Genomic DNA, 18,886 nt, shown 5'->3' on the forward strand with positions numbered 1-18,886 from the left:
TGTTTCCGCGGCCTTCAGCCATCATGGAGTCAGATCAATCTACTGAAGGGACCTGATTTGCAGCCGACCACCGACCACCCCTACTCGCTGGCGAAGCGTGCCGGCGACTTCATCTTCGTCTCCGGAGCCCTGTCGGTGGACAGGGACTTCCAGCCCGTGGGAGGCCGCAAGGAGGCACTCGCAGCGGCGCTGGAACGCTTGGCCGAGCGGTTGGCCTCTGCGGGTGGCGAGCTCAAACACCTGGTAAAACTCACCTACTATGTCACCGACGTCACCCTGCGGGAGGAAGCCAACGAGCAGTTCTCCGAATACTTCGCCGAGGCCCGGCCGGCCCGCACATTCCTGGAAGTGTCGAAGCTGCCGTACGGGGCTTCAGTAGAGATCGATGCCATCGCACACGTCAGTGAGAGATGCGACGAAGAGCATTGCTGCTCGAACGACGAGCGGAAATAAGGGGCGTCTGGTGAATCAGAATGATGCTTGTCAAAATCTCAGAGAATTCGTTCGAGAGCGTAACTGGGGGCAGTTTCACACCCCCGAGAATCTGGCGAAGAGCATCAGCATCGAAGCTGCGGAGCTTCTCGAGTGCTTCCAATGGGGTGCCCCTTCAAACTCGGAGGATATTCGTCTCGAGCTTGCGGACGTCCTGACTTACGCCTACTTGCTCGCGGATCGTCTTGACGAGAATCCGGCAGATCTTATCCAGGAGAAGCTGGCGATCACCAGATCCAAGTACCCAGTGGAAAAAGCATTCGGTCGATCGGAGAAATATGACGAACTATGAGATCAAGGAGTATCTGTTCGACAGGGAATCAGTTGGGCTACTCCCGGATGTTCCTCGGCTGAGCAATTGGCCGGTGGTGTATGTCCTCAACGGTCCGGCAGGGAAGGGCAGACTGGGCGCCGTTTATCTCGGAGAGACGGTCAGCTTCACTTCGCGGATGCGTCAGCACATCGAGAAAGAAGACAAGCGTGAGAGGTTGAGGCAGGTTCGAGTTGTTCTCGACGAACGGTTCAACAAGTCAGTGTGCCTCGATCTCGAGTCCAGGCTCATCCAGTACGCCGCTGGTGACGGTTCGCTGGAGGTCCTCAACCGGAACACCGGCGTCACTGATGCTGACTACTTCGACCGAGACTCTTACCGGGAGATGTTCGACGACATCTTCAATGATTTACGGGAAGCAGGCGTCTTTCAGCGCACTATTCCGCAGATCGTCAATTCCGAACTGTTCAAGCTTTCACCGTTCAAGGCCCTTACCCACGATCAGGGCATTGCAGTCGTCGACATCATGGAGGGCCTCACCCAGGATCTGTCGGACGAGTTGGGCGCCGGGGACCTTATTTTTGTAACCGGTGACCCCGGCACCGGGAAGACTGTTGTCGCCATCTATCTGATGAAGCTCATATCTGACGTTGGAGATGGTCGTGATGTCGAGGAAGTTGACGGTGACAACATGTTCGCTGACTTCTATCTAGAGGACACGAGGAAACTGTTCCAAGGCCTGAAGATCGCGCTGGTGGTCCCTCAGCAGGCATTGAGAAAGTCGATCGGGAACGTCTTCAAGAACACCCCGGGTCTGCATCCGGACATGGTCATGTCTCCCTGGGATGTGGCCAACAGCGACGAAGACTTCGACATCGTCATTGTTGACGAGGCCCATCGACTCAATCAGTACTCGGCTCAGGTCCACAGTCGAAATAAAGAGTTCAAGGACATCAACGCGCGGTTGTACGGTGGTCAGAAACCCGACGCATCCCAGCTGGACTGGCTTCGGACGAAGTCGAAGCACGTAATTCTCATGTTCGACCAAAAGCAGTCGGTACGACCCCACGATCTCCCAAAAGAGGAGTTCGCCGAAATTCTCGACGGAGCCGGGGGCCAAAAACCGCGGACCTACTCGCTCGTCACGCAAATGCGCAGTCTTGGAGGAAACGACTACATCCAGTACGTCTACGACGTTCTTTCCAACCGTCCTCCTCGCGAGCGACTGAGTTTCGGAGATTCATACGAACTTGGATTGGTTGATTCTCCGAGGACCCTCGTCGAGCTCATCAATGCAAGGGAAGAAGAGCATGGTCTTTCCCGAATCGTGGCGGGATACGCCTGGAAATGGGTCAGCAGGAAGATCGACGGTCCTGACTTCGACATCGACCTTGGCGAGGGCGTACGCCTGCCGTGGAACTCCAAGAAGGTCGACTGGGTTACTTCGGCGAATGCGATCAACGAGGCGGGTTCGATCCACACCGTTCAGGGATACGACCTCAACTACGCAGGCGTGATCATCGGTGAAGATCTACGGTTTGATCCGTTGACTGAGTCTCTTTATATCGATAAGTCGAACTACCACGACACGCAGGGAAAACAGAACAACAAGCTGCGCAATAGAGAAACCACGACTGAGATGCTGACTGAGTTCATCACCAGCATTTACGCGGTTCTCCTCACTCGTGGCATTAGAGGAACATTCATTCACGTGGTCAATCCTGAACTCCGCGAGTATCTGGGACGGTATTTTCCGACTATCGGCTAGCCGAACCCGGGTTGCCCGTCTAGTTCACACACCGCGGCCCGTCGCCGCCAGCATCGATCTCGGGTGCGACTTCTGCCTCTCCGACGTCGGCACCGGGGGTGCCCACCTGCTCGGTGGGGGAGGGCTCGAGGGGGGCGTCGCCCTGGGGGCCGGCGTAGTCGTCGTGGGTGACCACGATGATGGTGCCGGGTTCGAGGGTGTCGTTGGGGGTGACGGGGAGGCCGCCGAGTTCCTCGGCAAGTGCCACGGCGGCGGGGTCGGTGGCGTCGGCGGCGACGATCTGGGAGGTGGTGTAGATGCCGGGCTGGGCGTTGGTGACGTCGGTGACGGTGTAGCCGTTGTCCTCGAGGTAGGAGCCGACGCTGCCGGCCAGGCCGGCGGTGTAGCCGGCGTTGAGGACCAGCACTTCGACTTCGGCGGCTGGGGCCTCGCCACCCTCCTCAGAGGGGGCCGGTGCCTCGGTGGTCTCCGGGGCGAGCAGGTCATCCATGAAGGCGTGGACCTGGTCGGGGTCGACGGTGACGATGGATTCTCCGTAGTCGCCGGTGCCGTCGATGGAGGTGACGGGGATGGTGGTGAAGACGACGTTGCCGCCGGCGAGGTTGGCCAGCTGGTTGGCGAAGGAGAGGATGTCCCAGTTCTCGTCGATGACCACGGAGCGTTCGACGGCGGTGGACATGTCGGCGAGCTTGTTGGGGTTGGTCAGGGTGCCGGCGGCGAGGACCTGGTTGACCAGGGAGGCCATGAAGGCCTGCTGGCGGACGATGCGGTCGAGGTCGCCGCGGGGCAGGCCGTGGCGCTGGCGGACGAAGGCGAGCGCCTGGGCGCCGCTCAGGGTCTGCTGGCCGGCGGTGAAGTCTGCGCCGGAGAATTCGTCCTGGACGGCCTCGTTGAGGCAGACGTCGACGCCGCCGACGGCGTCGGTAAGCAGCACGAAGCCGAGCAGGCCCACCTCGGCGAAGTGGTCGACCTCGATGCCGGTGAGGTCGGTGACGGCCTCGATGAGGCCCTGTCGGCCGACGCCGGTGGCTTCCTCCTCGATCTCCTTCTCGGAGCCGTCGCCGGCGGCGACGAGTTCCTCCTTCTTGGCGGATTTGTGGGCGGAGAAGACGCCGTTGATCTTCATGTTCCCGAATTCGGGGTCATGGATGTAGGTGTCGCGGGGGATGGAGACGGCCGTGGCGGAGGATCCGTCGTTGGGTACTCGGATGACCATGAGGGTGTCGGTGTTCTCCTCACCGTCGTCGACGCCGGCGCGCAGGCGCTCGAGTTCCTCGTCGGAGAGTCGGTTGCCCTGGGCGTCGGTACGCGAGTCGGAGCCGACCAGCAGGATGTCGGTCGCCCCGTCCGGTGCCTTGCCCTTCATGCCCTGGCCGCCGCCGAGGGCCAGGTTGCCGGCGGAGGCGACCTCGGAACCGAGACGGCCGACGGAGAAGTAACCGAGGGAGGAGATCGCCAGGACCAGTACCGAGAGCACCGCGATGATGACCTTGACCGGCGTCGGCCCCACCTGACGGGTGGCGGGGGCGGCGGGCGGCGCGGCCTGGATGTCGCGGACGTGGCGGTACTTGTCGTTCACGCCCTGCAGTTTAGGCCATCGGAGTGGCGTACCCGGCCGTTGGCGGGCGGCGTCGGTAAGCTGTGCCCATTGTGACTAGCCTGCCTATCGCCGTTGTCACGGTGACCTATTCCCCGGGACCGCATCTGGCGGCCTTCCTGGACAGCATCCCCGCGGCCACCCGCCGGGGTGCTGTCGTCGTGCTCGCCGACAACGGATCCACCGACGGAGTCCCCGAGGCCGCGGCCGCGGAGCGGGGCAACGTGCAGTTCCTGCCCACCGGCGGCAACCTCGGCTACGGCTCGGGCGTCAACGTCGCCGCCCGCCACCTGCAGCCGCTGAGGGACGCCGGGGAGATCGACCCGGAGTTCTTCCTCATCTCCAACCCGGACGTGGTGTTCACGCCGGAGGCCATCGACGAGCTCATCGCCTGCGCCCGCCGCTGGCCCGTGGCGGCGGCCGTGGGCCCGCGGATCGAGGAGCCGGACGGCTCCATCTACCCCTCCGCCCGTTCGGTGCCCACCCTGGGTAACGGTATCGGCCACGCCCTGCTGGGCTCGATCTACCCGGACAACCCGTGGTCGCGGTCCTACCGCGACAACGCGGACATGGACAACGAGCGCACCGCGGGCTGGCTGTCCGGTTCGTGCCTGCTCGTGCGCTGGGATGCCTTCGACGCCGTCGGCGGTTTCGACGAGCGCTACTTCATGTACATGGAGGACGTCGATCTCGGCGACCGTTTCCACCGCGCCGGCTACGTCAACGTCTACTGCCCGGCCGCGGTGATCACCCACGCCAAGGGCCACGCCGCCGGCGAACACCCGGAGACGATGCTGCCCGCCCACCACGAGTCGGCGTACCGGTTCCAGTCGGACCGGCTGCCGCGCTGGTGGCAGGCTCCCGTACGGCTCGCCCTGAAAGCCGGGCTCAAGGCCCGCGGCGCGGTCGCCGTGGGGCAGGCACTCAAACGAAAGGACACCCGACCATGACGGCCAACCCTGCACAGACTGATGCAGTGATCCTGGTCGGCGGCCGAGGCACCCGCCTGCGTCCGCTGACGGTGAACACCCCCAAGCCGATGCTGCTCACGGCCGGCTACCCCTTCCTACAGCACCTGCTCGCCCGCATCAAGGCGGCCGGGATCACCCACGTCGTGCTGGGCACGTCCTACCGTGCGGAGGTCTTCGAGGAGTACTTCGGCGACGGCTCCGACATGGGCCTGGAAATCGAGTACGTCGTGGAGGAGGAGGCCCTGGGCACCGGCGGCGGCATCCGCAACGTCTACGACAAGCTGCGGCACGACACCGTCATGGTCTTCAACGGCGACGTCCTCGCCGGCACGGATCTCACCGCCATCCTGGACACCCACCACGAGAAGAACGCGGACGTGACCATGCACCTGGTGCGCGTCGCCGATCCGCGCGCCTTCGGCTGCGTGCCCACCGACACCGACGGTCGCGTGCTGGAGTTCCTGGAGAAGACCGAGGATCCGCCCACCGACCAGATCAACGCCGGCTGCTACGTCTTCCGCCGCGAGGTCATCGAGGCCATCCCCGCCGGCCGCGTCGTCTCCGTCGAGCGCGAGACCTTCCCGGGCCTGCTCGCCGACGGTGCCCGCGTCTACGGCCACGTCGACCACGCCTACTGGCGTGACATGGGCCGCCCGGACGACTTCGTCCGCGGTTCCTCCGATCTTGTCCGCGGCATCGCGCATTCCCCGCTGCTCGAGGGGCGCACCGGGGAATCGCTTATCGACGAATCCGCGTTCGTCGCCGGTGGTGCCATCCTGGTCGGCGGTACGTCCATCGGCCGCGGTTCCGAGATCGGGGCCGGCTGCCGTCTCGACGACACCGTCGTCCACGACGGGGTGACCATCGAGCCGGGTGCGATCATCGAGGACTCCATCATCGCCTCCGGCGCCCGGATCGGTGCCAACGCCCGGATCACCGGCTGTGTCGTCGGTGAGGGCGCGAACATCGGCGCGCGGTGTGAGCTGCTCGGCGGTATGCGTGTGTGGCCGGGCGTGAGCATCCCGGACAACGGAGTGCGTTTCTCCTCGGATGCGTGACGACACGCCGGTAACGCTGGCAGTTGTTGCCAGGGATTCTGGCCACCACTACATGTAGTGCCCCCGTCGCTCACCCCCAACGATGCGGAGTTGTTACTAGTGTGACTCACGGTGTTCCCGACGTGGGAAAACGCGAATCCGGCCAAAATTCCCCCGCCGTTAGGTTGACGACATTTAGTGACTGGGTGTGTAATCACATCAGTGTAAGAAACATATCCAATGCGGAGAAGGGGATGAGGCGTGGAAGACATGGCTAACAACGCCATTCTCCGTGGCGGAACGGGCGGGATTGCCGGGTCTGCGATGGAGTTGAGCCTGGACGAGCTCTTCGGGGCCGTCGAACAGGAATGGCAGGACCAGGCACTGTGTGCCCAGACCGATCCCGAGGCGTTCTTCCCGGAGAAGGGCGGCTCCACCCGCGAGGCCAAGCGCATTTGCCAGGCCTGCGCGGTACGCGATGACTGCCTGGAGTACGCGCTCGAGCACGATGAGCGTTTCGGCATCTGGGGCGGGCTCTCCGATCGTGAGCGCCGCCGCCTCAAGCGTCAGATCGGCTGACCTGACCTAAGGAAAGATCCTCACCACTGGAATCCGGGTCCACATCCCGTGGATCGAGGTTGAGGTAGTTGGCCACCAGAGCGGTGAGGACTGTCGTGAGCAGTTCCTCCCGCTCTCTCACATTCGTGGCCCGCTGCTCGATGGGCATGCGGAAGATCACCAGGCGGGCCCTGGTGGGCCGGCCCTGTGGGTCCACGCCCGCCGGGATGACGCGGCCGAGGGGGACCGGCCCGTCGGCGACGATCTCGTCGGGCAGGATCATGTCCGGGCGCAGCCGCATCCGCGGCACGGTGTCCACCGCCAGGTCCAGGTGGGCCAGCTGCTCGGAGTAGCCGTGCTGGATGGGGGCGTAGGCCTCGAGGACGGCGACGTCGAAGGACTCCCGGCGACTGCGGAACCTGGGTGCTGCCATGGGCAGCACGGGGCCGCGGATTCCCCGGCCGCGGCGATCGCGGAACGTCCTGGTGTGCATGGGGATCAGCCTAGGGCGTGGGGGAGGGGAATCCCGGTGGCAACGCGCGGGGCACTTCCAAAATCTCAACGACGGGTTTAGACTTGCCTCTCGTGAGCCAGTTGCGACGTTGTTCCCGCCCCGGCTGCGGCAAGCCTGCCGTCGCCACCATGACCTACGCCTACGCGGAGTCCACCGCCGTCGTCGGCCCGCTGGCCCTGGCCGCCGAGCCGCACAGCTGGGACCTGTGCGAGCATCACGCCGAGAAGATCACCGCCCCGCTCGGGTGGGAGATGCTGCGGGTCAACCACATCGACATCGACGACGATGACGATCTCACCGCGCTGGCCGAGGCCGTCCGCGAGGCCGGTCGCGTGACCAGCGGGCTCGTCGACACCGACGGCCCCGCCCCGGTCCGCCTCGAGGCGAAGGATCCGGCGGACCCGGACACCTCCATCCATCCCGTCTACCGCACCAAGCGGGTCTCCGAGGAGAAGGGCCGCCGCCGCGCCCACCTGCGCGTCGTTCCTGAGGACGAGACCAACAACTACTGAGAATCCACTGCGCCGCACGCCAGGGGGCGGACGTGGGGGTAATATGACCCCTCATGCGTACCCGTGAATCCGTCACCTCCGTGATCAAGGCCTATGACGTCCGTGGTGTCGTCGGCCGTGACATCGACGCCGACTTCATCCGTGAGACCGGCGGAGCCTTCGGCCATCTCCTCCGCGGGGAGGGCGAGACGCTCGTGGCCGTCGGCTATGACATGCGCCCCTCCTCACCTGAGCTGGCCGCCGCCTTCGCTCAGGGCGTCATCTCCCAGGGTGTGGACGTGGTCATGCTGGGACTGACCTCCACCGACGAGCTCTACTTCGCCTCCGGCACCCTGAACTGCGCCGGCGCGATGTTCACCGCCTCCCACAACCCGGCCGAGTACAACGGCATCAAGCTGTGCCGCTCCGGGGCCCGCCCGGTGGGCCAGCAGACCGGCCTGGCGGAGATCATCGACATGCTCGTCGACGGCGTCCCCACCTACGAGGGCGAGCCGGGTTCGGTCACCGAGCGCGACGTGCTCACCGACTACGGTGCCTACCTCCGTGACCTCGTCGACCTGAGCGACATCCGGCCGCTGGTCGTCGCCGTCGACGCCGCCAACGGCATGGGCGGACACACCGTGCCCGAGGTGTTCCGCGGCCTGCCGCTGGACATCCGCCCGCTCTACTTCGAGCTCGACGGCACCTTCCCCAACCACGAGGCCAACCCGCTGGACCCGAAGAACCTCGTGGACCTGCAGCAGTTCACCGTGGAGCAGGGCGCGGACATCGGCCTGGCCTTCGACGGCGACGCCGACCGCTGCTTCGTCATCGATGAGAACGGTGACCCGGTGAGCCCCTCGGCGATCTGCGCGATCGTCGCCAAGCGGTACCTGGCGGAGCACCCCGGTGCCACCATCATCCACAACCTCATCACCTCCAAGTCTGTGCCGGAGGTCATCGCGGAGAACGGCGGCACCGCCGTGCGCACCCGCGTGGGCCACTCCTTCATCAAGGCCACCATGGCCGAGACCGGCGCCGTCTTCGGCGGCGAGCACTCTGCGCACTACTACTTCACCGAGTTCTTCAACGCCGACTCCGGCATCCTCGCCGCCATGCACGTCCTCGCCGCCCTCGGCGCCCAGGACCGCCCGCTGAGCGAGATGATGGCCGAGTACAACCGCTACGAGGCCTCCGGCGAGATCAACTCCACCGTCGCCGACCAGGCCGCCAGCACTCAGGCGGTGCTCGACGCCTTCGCCGACCGCATCGAGTCCGTCGACGACCTCGACGGCGTCACCGTGGAACTCAAGGACACGAAGGCGTGGTTCAACGTCCGCGCCTCCAACACCGAGCCGTTGCTGCGCCTCAACGTCGAGGCACCCACCCGGGCCGAGGTCGATGAACTCGTGGCGGAGATCCTCGGCGTCATCCGGGCCTGACGGCCAGGGACGTATCCTGTGGGCATGAACCCAGACAGCTACTACGACGGTTCCGGCTACGACCGGGAGACGGTCGCCTTCTACGACGTCGCCCACGAGGGCGCGCAGGTCCGCGCCGTCGCCGGGGCCGTCGACGCGCTGTCGGGGCTGTACGGGATGAACCCCCGCAGCGTCGTCGTGCTGGCCACCGACCAGGTCGCGCATGCGTCGGCGCGCTTCGTCAACGCCGTGCGCAGCCCGCTCCGCCTGCCGCTGGTGATCACCGACACCCTCCCCGGCTACGTCGGCCCGCTCGACGTGGTCATCGTCGTCGGCGACCGGGCCGACGCGCCCGACGTCTCCCAGGCGCTCATCACCGCCGACCGCCGCGGCGCCGTCACCGTCCTCGTCGGGCCCGCCCGCGGACCGATTCTTGACGACGCCCCCGCCGCCACCATCACCATCCCCGCCCTGCCCACCGTCCTCGGCGCCTCACCGGCGCGCGCCATCACCTCGATCGGCACCGTCCTCGACCTGCTGGAGGAGGACACCGAGTTCGTCACCTCCCGGCTCGAGGAGATCGCCCAGGTCCTCGACGAGGAACTCGAACAGCTCTCCCCGGAACGCGACTCCATGGTCAACCCCGGCCGCCAGCTCCGCGAATTCGCCGACGGGGCGCGGTTGACCCACACCGGCCGGCCGGGCCTCGGCTTCGCTGTCGCCGAACTCGTCGCCGACCTGTGGACCCTCAAGGGCATCCCCTCCGGCGCCGCCGACCTGGACGAGCTGGCCGCCGGCGCCATGTCCGCCCCGGCTGCGCCGCCGCGTGACGACATCTTCCACGACCCGTTCCTGGACGGCCCCGGCGCCCTGCTACCGTTGAAGACCGTTGTCTGGGCGCAGGAGCCCGAAGGGCCCGACGCCGCGGACACCATTCCGCACGCCCTGGCCGTCACCTGCGACACACCCGGGGTCGGACCGGCCACCGGGGCCCTGAAACTGATCACCCGCGGACTCGCCGCGGCGACCTACGATCTGCCGGATCCACCAGTGGAGGACTACTAATGCAGCAGCTGACCGGAGTGCTCCGGACCTACCCGTGGGGATCGCGCACGCTCATCCCGCAGCTGCGCGGCCTGCCGGTGCCGTCCGACCGGCCCGAGGCCGAGCTGTGGTTCGGCGCCCACCCCGGCGCCCCGTCCACCATCGACGGCACGCCCCTGACCGACATCATCGCCGCCGACCCCGACGCGGCCCTGGGTCCCCGCGTGCGCGCCGAGCACGGCGACGGCCTGCCCTTCCTGCTCAAGCTCCTCGCCGCCGCCGAGCCCCTGTCCCTGCAGGCCCATCCGTCGGCCGAGCAGGCCGAGGAGGGCTACGCCCGCGAGGACCACCAGGGCATCCCCCTGGGCGCCGGCAACCGTAACTACAAGGACCCCAGCCACAAGCCCGAACTCATCGTCGCCCTCACCGAGTTCGACGCCATGGCCGGCTTCCGCCCGCTCGAGCAGACCCGGGAGCTCTTCGACGTCCTCTCCTGCCCCCAGCTCGACCGCTACCTCACCATCCTCGACCCGGCCAACGAGGCCGACAGCCTCCGCGGGCTGTTCACCACCTGGATCACCATCCCCGGCTCCGCCCGCACCGAACTCATCGACGCCGTGGTCACCGCCGCCGCCGACCACCTCGACCGCGACGACTGGATCTCCGGCGTCCTGCGCACCGTCCTCGAACTCCAGGACCGCTACCCGGGGGACATCGGCGTCCTCGGCGCCCTCCTGCTCAACCACGTCACCCTCCAGCCCGGCGAGGCGATCTACCTCGACGCGGGCCAACTCCACGCCTACGTCCGCGGCCTGGGTGTCGAGGTCATGGCCAACTCCGACAACGTCCTGCGCGGCGGCCTGACCTCCAAGTACGTCGACGTCCCCGAACTCGTCCGCGTCCTCGACTTCACATCCCTGTCCGAGCTCATCGTCGAACCCGAGGACGGCGAGTACCCGGTCCCCGTGCCGGAGTTCCGTCTCACCCGCCGTGAGGTCACCGACGCCGCACCGTGGACCATCGACCATGACGGCCCCGCCATCGCCCTGTGCACCGCCGGCAAGGTCATGGTCGGCGACATCGAACTCAACCCGGGCGACGCCGCCTGGATCCCGGCCGCCGACGGTCCGGTCACCGCGACCGCCGCCGAGAGCGCCGAAGTGTTCATCGCCTGCGCCTGACCGTCCGGGTTCCTGGGCGGACCCTGCAAACGGGGACATCCCCTGCGCTGCAGCGCAGGGGATGTTCTGATTCCTATGGTCAGACCGGGTGTCAGCTCAGCCAGGAGCTGAAGGGCCAGAAGCGCAGCGGGCCGGCCTGGGCGCGCTGGGGCTCCGACGGCTCCGCGGGCTGAGACGTCGCAGCCTCGGCCGGGGTATCAGCGGGTGCCTCGACCTCCTGGGTCGGGGCCGGACTGGTGTCATCGTCCGGGGTGGTGAGCAGGGAGGCCACCGTCGGCTGATCATCGGGGGCGGCGGTCTCCGGGGTGAGGCCGGGGAGCACCGTCTCCTCCGGGATCAGCGGGGTGGTCGGATCCGTGGGCGCGGAGGGCTCGGACGGCGCGGACGGCTCGGTCGGGCCGGTGGGCTCGGCCGGGGTCGTCTCGGTCGGCTGGTCCGTCTCGGTCTCCGGGGTGCCCGGAGCTCGCTGCGGCAGCTGGCCGTCGGAGGAGCCGGGCTCGGTCGGCTCGGACGTGGCCGGCGTGTCACCGCCGACGTACGGGGTGACGTTCTCGGGGCGGTAGGCCACCGTCGGCTCGATGGTCTGCGGGGCGGCGCGGACGACGGCGTTGGGTGCGAGGTAGGGATCGTCCACTTCTGGGGAGACCACTGCCTGCGCCTGCTGCTCGGTGTCGGTCTCTTCGGTGGGGCGGATGGTGGTGCTGGTCCGCGACGCCTCGGAGACGGTGGATACTTCCGGTGTCTGCGTGGCAGTATCGGAGGCGGAAGGGGTCACCGGAGTGCCCGCACGCCAGACGGCTACACCCACGATCACGGCGGCAATGAGGCCGATGGTGATGAAGATGTAGACGCGGCGGTTGTCGGTGTTCACCTCGGATAAGTCCCTTCGTTGGATTTCCTGGTAACAACTCGGTAACAACATAGCAGACGGCGTCGTAAGGCACGACCGCTAATACGATGCGACACTCTGACAGCCACTGATATGAATGCTTAATCACACATGAGAGGACTGATGACCATGAGCACATGGGACGTCGCCATCTTCGCCGAAGACGACAACGTGGACTTCCTGGACGAACTGGGCGAGCTCAGCTCGGCCGAGGTCGTCGAGGCCGTGCGTGACGCCTGCCTGCTGGTACTCAAGCAGGACAAGGTCTCGGAGACCGAGCGGCTCAACGGACTGGCCGCCGCCACCCTGGCCGCGATCTGGGCCGGCGCGCCCTACTCCGCCGGTGATGTCGCCGATTCCTACCCTTATGTCCGCGAACTCATCGGCGAGGGCGATGAGGAACTCAACGCCGCCGCCGCCGGTGTGCTCGAGACCGTGGAGGACGACGAGGACGTCGACGCCTTCACGGAAGCGCTGTCCTGAGCCGTTCATGATCATCACCATCGAAGGCATTGACGGTGCCGGCAAGAACACGCTCGTGACGGCGATCCGGGAGCAGGTCGAGGCCGACGTCCTCTCCTTCCCCCGCTACGACGACTCCCTCCACGCCCAGCTGGCGGCCGACGCGCTGCATGGCCGGATGGGGGACCTGACGGACTCGGCCTACGCCATGGCCACCCTGTTCGCGCTCGACCGGCACGGGGCGAAGGAGCAGGTGGAACGTTACGTCGACTCCGACGAGATTCTCCTGCTCGACCGCTACGTCGCCTCCAACGCGGCCTACTCCGCCGCCCGCCTGAATGATGACGCGGTGATGGACTGGGTCCATGACCTGGAGTTCGGGCGCCTGGGTCTGCCCCGTCCGGACCTGCAGGTGCTGCTGGACACGCCGCCGGAGACGGCGTCGCAACGCGCGAGGATGCGTGCGGAGCGGGACAGCGCCCGCGAACGTGACCGCTACGAGCGTGACGCGGGGCTGCAGCAGCGTACCTACGACGCCTATCTGCGCCTGGCGGAGCAGGGCTGGGCGGGTCGATGGCTGGTCACGGCCGATGCGGGCGTTATCCTGCAAGAAATCACTTCTCGACGCTCCACGACGCTCTAAGGACTGCCATGGTTGCCAAGATTCTCGTCGTCGATGACGACCCCTCCATCTCCGACATGCTCGGACTCGTCCTGGAGACCGAGGGATTCGAACCGATCCCCGTCATGGACGGCACCGAGGCCGTCGGGGCGTTCCGGGAACACCAGCCCGACCTCATCCTCCTCGACCTCATGCTGCCCGGCATGAACGGCGTGGACATCTGCCGGGCGATCCGGCAGGAGTCCTCCGTGCCGATCGTCATGCTCACCGCCAAGACCGACACCGTGGACGTCGTTCTCGGCCTGGAGACCGGCGCCGACGACTACATCACCAAGCCCTTCAAGCCGAAGGAGCTCGTCGCCCGCATCCGGGCGCGCCTGCGTCGCACCGACGACGTGCCCACCGAGATCCTCGAGGTCGGTGACCTCACCATCGACGTGCCCGAGCACACCGTCAAGCGCGGCGACGAGGAGATCTCCCTGACCCCGCTCGAGTTCGACCTCCTGCTCGAACTGGCACGCAAGCCCCGCCAGGTGCACACCCGCGAGGAACTCCTGGAGACCGTGTGGGGTTACCGCCACGCCTCCGACACCCGCCTGGTCAACGTGCACGTGCAGCGCCTGCGCGCGAAGATCGAGAAGGATCCCGAGAACCCGCAGATCGTGCTCACCGTCCGTGGCGTGGGCTACAAGACGGGACTGGGGGAGTAGCCCATCCTGTCCACCCTTGCCACGCGGCTGCGCCGCATCTGGGAGAGGATTTCCGAGACCTGGCGGACCTCCCTGCAGGTACGTGTCATCGGGCTGATCTTCGTCGCCTCCGCCGTGGTCATGACCATCCTCGGCATGGCGCTGATCTCGGTGGTCACCTCCCGGCTCGTCGACTCCAAACTCGACATCGCCACCTCGGAGATCGACCGGGCGCGCACTGCCGTCGAGCAGCAGATCGACGCCACCGGTTCCTCCAGCACCGTGCAGGTGCGGCTCAACTCCGCCCGCGCGGCGCTGACCCAGCGCAGCGTCCAGACCGGGGAGACCACCGCCGTCTATGAACCCGTCCTCGTCGTCGCCGACCAGGAGGGCGTGCTCACCACCTCGCCCGAGGGCTACCGCATCCCGGAGAAGCTGCGCCGCTTCGTCAGCGAGGACCAGGTCTCCTACCAGTTCGCCACCATCGACCGGGCGGACGGCTCCACCTATAACGCCCTGGTCATCGGCACCCCCACCGAGGCGGACATCCCCGGGCTGCAGGTCTACCTGGTCCTGTCGATGGAGTCCGACGAGTCCACTCTGGCGCTGGTCCGCGGCCTGCTCTCGGCCGCCGGCGTCGTCGTCGTGGTCCTGCTAGTCGGTATCGCCTGGCTGGCCACCCAGCAGGTCACCGCGCCCGTCCGCTCCGCCTCCCGCATCGCCCAGCGCCTGGCCGCCGGCCACCTGCGCGAACGCATGGTCGTCGACGGCGAGGACGAGATGGCCCGACTGGCGCTGAGCTTCAACGACATGGCGGAGAAACTCTCCCGCCAGATCCACCAGCTCGAGGAGTACGGCAACCTCCAACGCCAGTTCACCTCCGACGTCTCCCACGAGCTGCGCACCCCGCTGACCACCGTGCGCATGGCCGCCGACATGATCGCCTCCGACCCCGACAGCCTGGAACCGCACACCCGCCGCGCCTCCGAGCTCATGACCCGGGAACTTGACCGTTTCGAGGAACTGCTCGCCGACCTGCTGGAGATCTCCCGCCACGACGCCGGCATGGCCGACCTCGCCGAGGCCCGCATCGACATCTGCGCCTGCATCACCGCCGCCTGGGAACAGGTCGACCACCTCGCCGAGAAGCTCGACGTCGAGGTCCGGTTCCACACCCCCGACGAGCCCGTCTACATGACCGGTGACCCCCGCCGCATCGAACGCGTCCTGCGTAACCTCCTGGCCAACGCCATCGACCACTCCGAGGGCAACCCCGTCGACGTCGACCTCGCGGCCACCGAGGAGGCCGTGGCCATCCGGGTCTCCGACCATGGCGTCGGCCTCAAACCCGGCCACGAGGACCTGGTGTTCAACCGTTTCTGGCGCGCCGACGCCTCCCGCAAACGCCACTCCGGCGGCACCGGTCTCGGCCTGGCTATCGCCCGCGAGGACGTGGTCCTCCACGGCGGTGTCCTCGACGCCGCCGGCACCCCGGGCGTGGGCTCCCAGTTCCGCATGACCCTGCCCCGCGAGCCAGGCGTCACCTGGCAGGAGAGCCCCCTGGCGCTCGTGGCTCCCGCCGCCCCGACCCGGCCGGCCGACACTGCAAGCACTGCCGGCACTGCCAGCGAGGACGATGCGACATGATGACCAGGTTCCGTCCGATCCGTTCCCTGGCGGCCGTAGCCGCGGCCGCCGCCCTCATCGCCGGCTGTACCACCCTGCCCACCAACACCGAGCCGCAGGCCATCCGCTCCTTCGAGCCGCCGGTGGAGCAGCCGACCAACCTCGGCCCGCAGCCGGGCCGGGAGCCGGACCTGCTGCTGCGTGACTTCTACTCCGCCTCCGCCCGGCCCACCCAGGACTACGTCGCCGCGCGGTCCTATCTCGCACCCGGCACCGCCGACCGCTGGGACCCCCGGCAGTCGACCCTGGTGGTCGACCGCATCGACCTGATCACCCAGGTCGGCTCCACCGCCGAACGCCGGGCCTTCGACGTCCGCGCCTCGGTCATCGGCCGCATCAACACCGGCGGGTCCTACGTCCCGGAGAACGGCACCTACGAGGCGACGATCACCATGGAGCGCAACGACGAGGACGAGTGGCGGATCACCTCGCTGCCCTCGGGCATCGTCCTCGAGCGCACTGAGCTGCGTAACCAGTACCAGCCGCACCGCGTGTTCTTCCTCGACCCCTCCGACACCGTCCTCGTCGGTGACCGCCGGTGGATCCATTCCGACCACCAGGGCCTGGACACCGCGCTGATCTCCCTGCTCATGCAGGGCCCGTCCCAGACCCTCGCCCCGGCGGTGAACAACCCGGTCCCGGCGGACGCGACCTTCGCCGGGGTGACGGACGGCATCTACAACTTCACCGGTTTCACCGGCGTCGACCCGGACGCCCGTCTGCGCTTCGCCGCCCAGCTCGTGTGGACTCTCGCCATGGCCAACATCCCCGAGCCCTACGCCGTCCAGATGGACGGGGCGCCCGTGGCGCCAGGCTTCGGTGAGCTGACCAGTGATGATTTCGCCGAGTACAACCCGACGGTCTCCGCGACGTCGAATGTGCCGCTGTTCGCACTCACCGACGGCATCGTCCACCGGGTCGGCTCCAACACCGTCGAACCCCTCGAGGGGGATCTCGGTTCCATCGGTGATCTCACCTCGGTGGACATCTCCCAGGAGGGGGCTGCCGCGGCCGTGCGCCGGCAGGGTGACGAGTTCGCGCTGCTCGCCGGTACCGTCGACGGCCCCATGGAGGAGGCGCTGACCGCCGAGACCATCTCCCGGCCCACCTTCGAGCTCGACCCGGACTCCCAGTGGGTGGTCATCGACGGCCGCACCGTCGTCCGCGTCGTCTACTCCGGCGCCACCGACGAGTTCTCCCGCAGCGACGTCGACATCTCCGCCCTCGAGGGGCTCAGCGGCGACATCTCCGTCCTCCGCCTGCACCGAACCGGCACCCGGGTCGCCATGATCATCGAGGGCCGGGTATTCACCGGCGTGGTCACCCGCTCCGGGCCCATCGAACGGCGCATCGACAACGTCGTCGAGCTCGCCCCGCAGCTCGCGGGCACCGCGCTCTCGCTCGACTGGCAGCCCGACGGCTCCATCATCGTGGGCACCTCCACCCCGGAGACCCCGGTGTGGCGGGTCGAGCAGGACGGCTCGGCCGTCACCTCGCTGCCCGGCGGCAACGTCACCGCTCCGGTGGTCGCGGTCGCGGCCTCCCCGTCGACGGTGTTCATCACCGACGCCCGTGCCGTCCTCCAGCTGCCCACCGACGGATCCGACACCGTCTTCTGGCGCGAGGTCGCCGGCCTGCAGGGTGTCCGCTCCGCCCCGATCGTGGCCAACTGACGCCGTGGACCTGCTCCTGCCACGTCGCTGCGCCGGCTGCGGCGACCCGGGGCAGGTCCTCTGCGGTCCGTGCCGCGAGCGATTGCGCCGCCCGCCGGTCCGCGTGGTCACCCCCGTGGACACCCACGTTCCGATGTGGTCGCTCGGCCCCTACGCCGGCACCCACCGCGGCGTCATCCTCGCCATGAAGGAACGCGGCAACCTCGCCGTCCGCAGTCTGATCGGGCCCGTGCTCGCCGCCGCCGTCACGCATCTGCAGGCCCGCGGGGAGCTGCCCGACCGTATCGACGCCCCCGTGCCCCTCACCCTCGTCCCCGCCCCCACCCGAGCGCGCTCCGCGCGCCTGCGCGGCGGTGACCACGTCACCGACCTGTGCCGTGCCGCCGGACTGCCGGTCACTCCCGCCCTGCGGCACCGTTCCACCGTCCGTGACCAGGTGGGCCTCGACGCGGAGGCGCGGCGTCGCAACCTCGCCGGCTCCGTCGAGCTGCGCCACGTGCCCACGGGCCCGGTGCTGCTCGTCGACGACGTCGTCACCACCGGTTCCACCCTCGCTGCGGCCGCCGAAGTCCTCACCGCTGCGGGGGTGACGGTGTGCGGGGCAGTCGTGATCGCTCACGCATAAAAGAATCGGGGTTCGTGGCTGGATGGTTATGACCAGATGTACTATGAGAGTACGAGTTGTCCCACCAATTAGGGAGGAAGCAGATGACATCACCTGCTGAGAACACCGACGTCCTGAGCCCCGAAGCACAGGTCACCATCACGGGTCGAAACGTCGAGGTGCCGGAGCACTTCGCCGAGCGCGTCAACGGCAAGCTCGCCAAGATCGAGCGCCTCGACCCGACGTTGACCTTCTTCCACGTGGAGCTTCAGCACGAGCCGAACCCGCGCCGCGAGTCCGAGTCGGACCGCATCCAGATCACCGCCACCGGCAAGGGCCACATCGCCCGCGCCGAGGCCAAGGAGGACAGCTTCTACGCCGCACTCGAGACTGCGCTGGCCAAGATGGAGCGCTCCCTGCGCAAGGTCAAGGCCCGTCGTTCCATCGCCCGTTCCGGCCACCGTGCGCCGCAGGGCGCCGGTGTCGTGGCGGCCGAGATCGTGCAGGAGGCCGAGAAGGCCCGCGAGGCTCAGAGCCAGTACGACGTCGACCCCTACGCCGACTCGATCGACGAGCAGGTCCCGGGTCAGGTCGTCCGCACCAAGGAGCACGCCGCCGTCCCCATGTCGGTGGATGACGCGCTCTCCGAGATGGAGCTGGTCGGCCATGACTTCTACCTCTTCATCAACGAGGAGACCCAGCGTCCGTCGGTGGTGTACCGCCGCCACGCGTTCGACTACGGTCTCATCTCCCTCGCCGCTGAGGACACCGAGTAGTCACGACGTAGTTAAAACCCCCGATCACCGCCGTCCCGACTGGCCCACAGCCGACGGGGACGGCGGTGTCGTCGTGTGCGTAGAATGACGCAGAAGATAGATGTGGAAGATTTTCCCCTACAGATGAAGGACGACTGCAC

At 67.3% G+C, this 18,886-nt stretch carries 20 protein-coding genes; 17 read left to right on the forward strand and 3 right to left on the reverse strand.

Annotation, left to right across the window (positions count from 1 at the left end):
* Nucleotides 1-57: 57 nt before the first annotated feature.
* From QP029_RS07000 to QP029_RS07010, 3 genes are read left to right on the forward strand one after another with little or no spacing between them, the layout of a single operon-like run.
* The gene (locus QP029_RS07000; RefSeq protein WP_284876068.1) at nucleotides 58-453 is read left to right on the forward strand and encodes a RidA family protein; all 396 of its coding nucleotides are present in this window, start codon (nucleotides 58-60) and stop codon (nucleotides 451-453) included.
* Nucleotides 454-460: 7 nt separating this feature from the next.
* Nucleotides 461-784 carry a nucleotide pyrophosphohydrolase gene (locus QP029_RS07005; protein WP_284876180.1) on the forward strand — a complete coding sequence of 108 codons (324 nt, stop codon included), beginning with the start codon at nucleotides 461-463 and terminating at the stop codon, nucleotides 782-784.
* Nucleotides 771-2,531 carry a DUF2075 domain-containing protein gene (locus tag QP029_RS07010; protein WP_284876069.1) on the forward strand — a complete coding sequence of 587 codons (1,761 nt, stop codon included), beginning with the start codon at nucleotides 771-773 and terminating at the stop codon, nucleotides 2,529-2,531. The genes QP029_RS07005 and QP029_RS07010 overlap by 14 nt, the downstream gene beginning before the upstream one ends.
* A gap of 19 nt (nucleotides 2,532-2,550) precedes the next feature.
* Here the strand turns inward: QP029_RS07010 and QP029_RS07015 are convergent, their stop codons facing one another.
* Nucleotides 2,551-4,110, reverse strand: a complete 1,560-nt coding sequence (locus QP029_RS07015; RefSeq protein ID WP_284876070.1) for an LCP family protein — start codon at nucleotides 4,108-4,110, stop codon at nucleotides 2,551-2,553.
* Nucleotides 4,111-4,178: 68 nt separating this feature from the next.
* On the opposite strand from QP029_RS07015, the gene QP029_RS07020 reads away from it, so the two are divergent.
* The 3 genes from QP029_RS07020 to QP029_RS07030 all read left to right on the forward strand — a co-directional run bounded on the left by QP029_RS07020 (nucleotide 4,179) and on the right by QP029_RS07030 (nucleotide 6,715).
* On the forward strand, nucleotides 4,179-5,078 hold the full coding sequence (locus QP029_RS07020) for a glycosyltransferase family 2 protein (RefSeq protein WP_432418724.1): 900 nt from the start codon (nucleotides 4,179-4,181) through the stop codon (nucleotides 5,076-5,078).
* Nucleotides 5,075-6,157, forward strand: coding sequence for a mannose-1-phosphate guanylyltransferase (gene manB / locus QP029_RS07025; RefSeq protein WP_284876072.1), 1,083 nt, complete (start codon nucleotides 5,075-5,077; stop codon nucleotides 6,155-6,157). Before QP029_RS07020 ends, manB begins: the two co-directional genes overlap by 4 nt.
* Before the next feature lie 240 nt (nucleotides 6,158-6,397).
* Nucleotides 6,398-6,715 carry a WhiB family transcriptional regulator gene (locus tag QP029_RS07030; protein WP_432418709.1) on the forward strand — a complete coding sequence of 106 codons (318 nt, stop codon included), beginning with the start codon at nucleotides 6,398-6,400 and terminating at the stop codon, nucleotides 6,713-6,715.
* Here the strand turns inward: QP029_RS07030 and QP029_RS07035 are convergent.
* Nucleotides 6,696-7,187: a metallopeptidase family protein gene (locus tag QP029_RS07035; protein WP_284876073.1), complete on the reverse strand. Its 492-nt coding sequence runs from the start codon at nucleotides 7,185-7,187 to the stop codon at nucleotides 6,696-6,698. The two genes, QP029_RS07030 and QP029_RS07035, sit on opposite strands and share 20 nt — an antisense overlap.
* A 92-nt stretch (nucleotides 7,188-7,279) precedes the next feature.
* On the opposite strand from QP029_RS07035, the gene QP029_RS07040 reads away from it, so the two are divergent.
* The 4 genes from QP029_RS07040 to manA are packed head-to-tail and all read left to right on the forward strand — an operon-like array spanning nucleotide 7,280 to nucleotide 11,345.
* Nucleotides 7,280-7,720 (forward strand): DUF3499 domain-containing protein, encoded by a 441-nt coding sequence (locus QP029_RS07040; protein WP_284876074.1) that lies wholly within the window; start codon nucleotides 7,280-7,282, stop codon nucleotides 7,718-7,720.
* A 53-nt stretch (nucleotides 7,721-7,773) separates the two neighbouring features.
* Nucleotides 7,774-9,141, forward strand: coding sequence for a phosphomannomutase/phosphoglucomutase (locus tag QP029_RS07045; RefSeq protein ID WP_284876075.1), 1,368 nt, complete (start codon nucleotides 7,774-7,776; stop codon nucleotides 9,139-9,141).
* Nucleotides 9,142-9,165: 24 nt separating this feature from the next.
* Nucleotides 9,166-10,185: a hypothetical protein gene (locus QP029_RS07050; protein ID WP_284876076.1), complete on the forward strand. Its 1,020-nt coding sequence runs from the start codon at nucleotides 9,166-9,168 to the stop codon at nucleotides 10,183-10,185.
* On the forward strand, nucleotides 10,185-11,345 hold the full coding sequence (gene manA, locus QP029_RS07055; RefSeq protein WP_284876077.1) for a mannose-6-phosphate isomerase, class I: 1,161 nt from the start codon (nucleotides 10,185-10,187) through the stop codon (nucleotides 11,343-11,345). Before QP029_RS07050 ends, manA begins: the two co-directional genes overlap by 1 nt.
* A gap of 91 nt (nucleotides 11,346-11,436) precedes the next feature.
* On the opposite strand, the gene QP029_RS07060 is transcribed toward manA, so the two are convergent.
* The gene (locus QP029_RS07060; RefSeq protein WP_284876078.1) at nucleotides 11,437-12,216 is read right to left on the reverse strand and encodes a hypothetical protein; all 780 of its coding nucleotides are present in this window, start codon (nucleotides 12,214-12,216) and stop codon (nucleotides 11,437-11,439) included.
* 147 nt (nucleotides 12,217-12,363) lie between these two features.
* On the opposite strand from QP029_RS07060, the gene QP029_RS07065 reads away from it, so the two are divergent.
* From QP029_RS07065 to hpf, 7 genes are all read left to right on the forward strand, one after another.
* Nucleotides 12,364-12,717 (forward strand): DUF4259 domain-containing protein, encoded by a 354-nt coding sequence (locus QP029_RS07065; protein WP_284876079.1) that lies wholly within the window; start codon nucleotides 12,364-12,366, stop codon nucleotides 12,715-12,717.
* A 7-nt stretch (nucleotides 12,718-12,724) separates the two neighbouring features.
* A complete protein-coding gene (locus QP029_RS07070) occupies nucleotides 12,725-13,339 on the forward strand; it encodes a dTMP kinase (protein ID WP_284876080.1) in 615 nt (204 codons plus the stop codon).
* A gap of 8 nt (nucleotides 13,340-13,347) precedes the next feature.
* Nucleotides 13,348-14,028, forward strand: coding sequence for an MtrAB system response regulator MtrA (mtrA, locus tag QP029_RS07075; RefSeq protein WP_284876081.1), 681 nt, complete (start codon nucleotides 13,348-13,350; stop codon nucleotides 14,026-14,028).
* Nucleotides 14,029-14,148: 120 nt separating this feature from the next.
* Entirely contained in the window at nucleotides 14,149-15,654 is a 1,506-nt protein-coding gene (mtrB, locus tag QP029_RS07080) for an MtrAB system histidine kinase MtrB (protein WP_284876082.1), read from the forward strand.
* Nucleotides 15,654-17,366, forward strand: a complete 1,713-nt coding sequence (gene lpqB, locus QP029_RS07085) for an MtrAB system accessory lipoprotein LpqB (protein ID WP_284876182.1) — start codon at nucleotides 15,654-15,656, stop codon at nucleotides 17,364-17,366. The genes mtrB and lpqB overlap by 1 nt, the downstream gene beginning before the upstream one ends.
* A 4-nt stretch (nucleotides 17,367-17,370) precedes the next feature.
* Complete coding sequence (locus QP029_RS07090) at nucleotides 17,371-17,991, forward strand: ComF family protein (RefSeq protein WP_284876083.1); 621 nt, start codon at nucleotides 17,371-17,373, stop codon at nucleotides 17,989-17,991.
* 83 nt (nucleotides 17,992-18,074) lie between these two features.
* A complete protein-coding gene (hpf, locus tag QP029_RS07095) occupies nucleotides 18,075-18,746 on the forward strand; it encodes a ribosome hibernation-promoting factor, HPF/YfiA family (RefSeq protein WP_284876084.1) in 672 nt (223 codons plus the stop codon).
* Nucleotides 18,747-18,886: the final 140 nt, after the last annotated feature.

The organism is Corynebacterium suedekumii (assembly GCF_030252185.1).
Lineage (GTDB): Bacteria > Actinomycetota > Actinomycetes > Mycobacteriales > Mycobacteriaceae > Corynebacterium > Corynebacterium suedekumii.

Excerpts from the sequence above, each read along its gene's own strand:
- mtrA (WP_284876081.1), top strand. The coding sequence starts at position 13,348 with ATGGTTGCCAAGATTCTCGTCGTCGATGACGACCCCTCCATCTCCGAC.
- QP029_RS07035 (WP_284876073.1), bottom strand. The coding sequence starts at position 7,187 with ATGCACACCAGGACGTTCCGCGATCGCCGCGGCCGGGGAATCCGCGGC.
- manB (WP_284876072.1), top strand. The coding sequence starts at position 5,075 with ATGACGGCCAACCCTGCACAGACTGATGCAGTGATCCTGGTCGGCGGC.
- QP029_RS07010 (WP_284876069.1), top strand. The coding sequence starts at position 771 with ATGACGAACTATGAGATCAAGGAGTATCTGTTCGACAGGGAATCAGTT.
- QP029_RS07045 (WP_284876075.1), top strand. The coding sequence starts at position 7,774 with ATGCGTACCCGTGAATCCGTCACCTCCGTGATCAAGGCCTATGACGTC.
- lpqB (WP_284876182.1), top strand. The coding sequence starts at position 15,654 with ATGACCAGGTTCCGTCCGATCCGTTCCCTGGCGGCCGTAGCCGCGGCC.
- mtrB (WP_284876082.1), top strand. The coding sequence starts at position 14,149 with ATGACCATCCTCGGCATGGCGCTGATCTCGGTGGTCACCTCCCGGCTC.
- QP029_RS07070 (WP_284876080.1), top strand. The coding sequence starts at position 12,725 with ATGATCATCACCATCGAAGGCATTGACGGTGCCGGCAAGAACACGCTC.
- QP029_RS07065 (WP_284876079.1), top strand. The coding sequence starts at position 12,364 with ATGAGCACATGGGACGTCGCCATCTTCGCCGAAGACGACAACGTGGAC.
- QP029_RS07050 (WP_284876076.1), top strand. The coding sequence starts at position 9,166 with ATGAACCCAGACAGCTACTACGACGGTTCCGGCTACGACCGGGAGACG.
- manA (WP_284876077.1), top strand. The coding sequence starts at position 10,185 with ATGCAGCAGCTGACCGGAGTGCTCCGGACCTACCCGTGGGGATCGCGC.
- hpf (WP_284876084.1), top strand. The coding sequence starts at position 18,075 with ATGACATCACCTGCTGAGAACACCGACGTCCTGAGCCCCGAAGCACAG.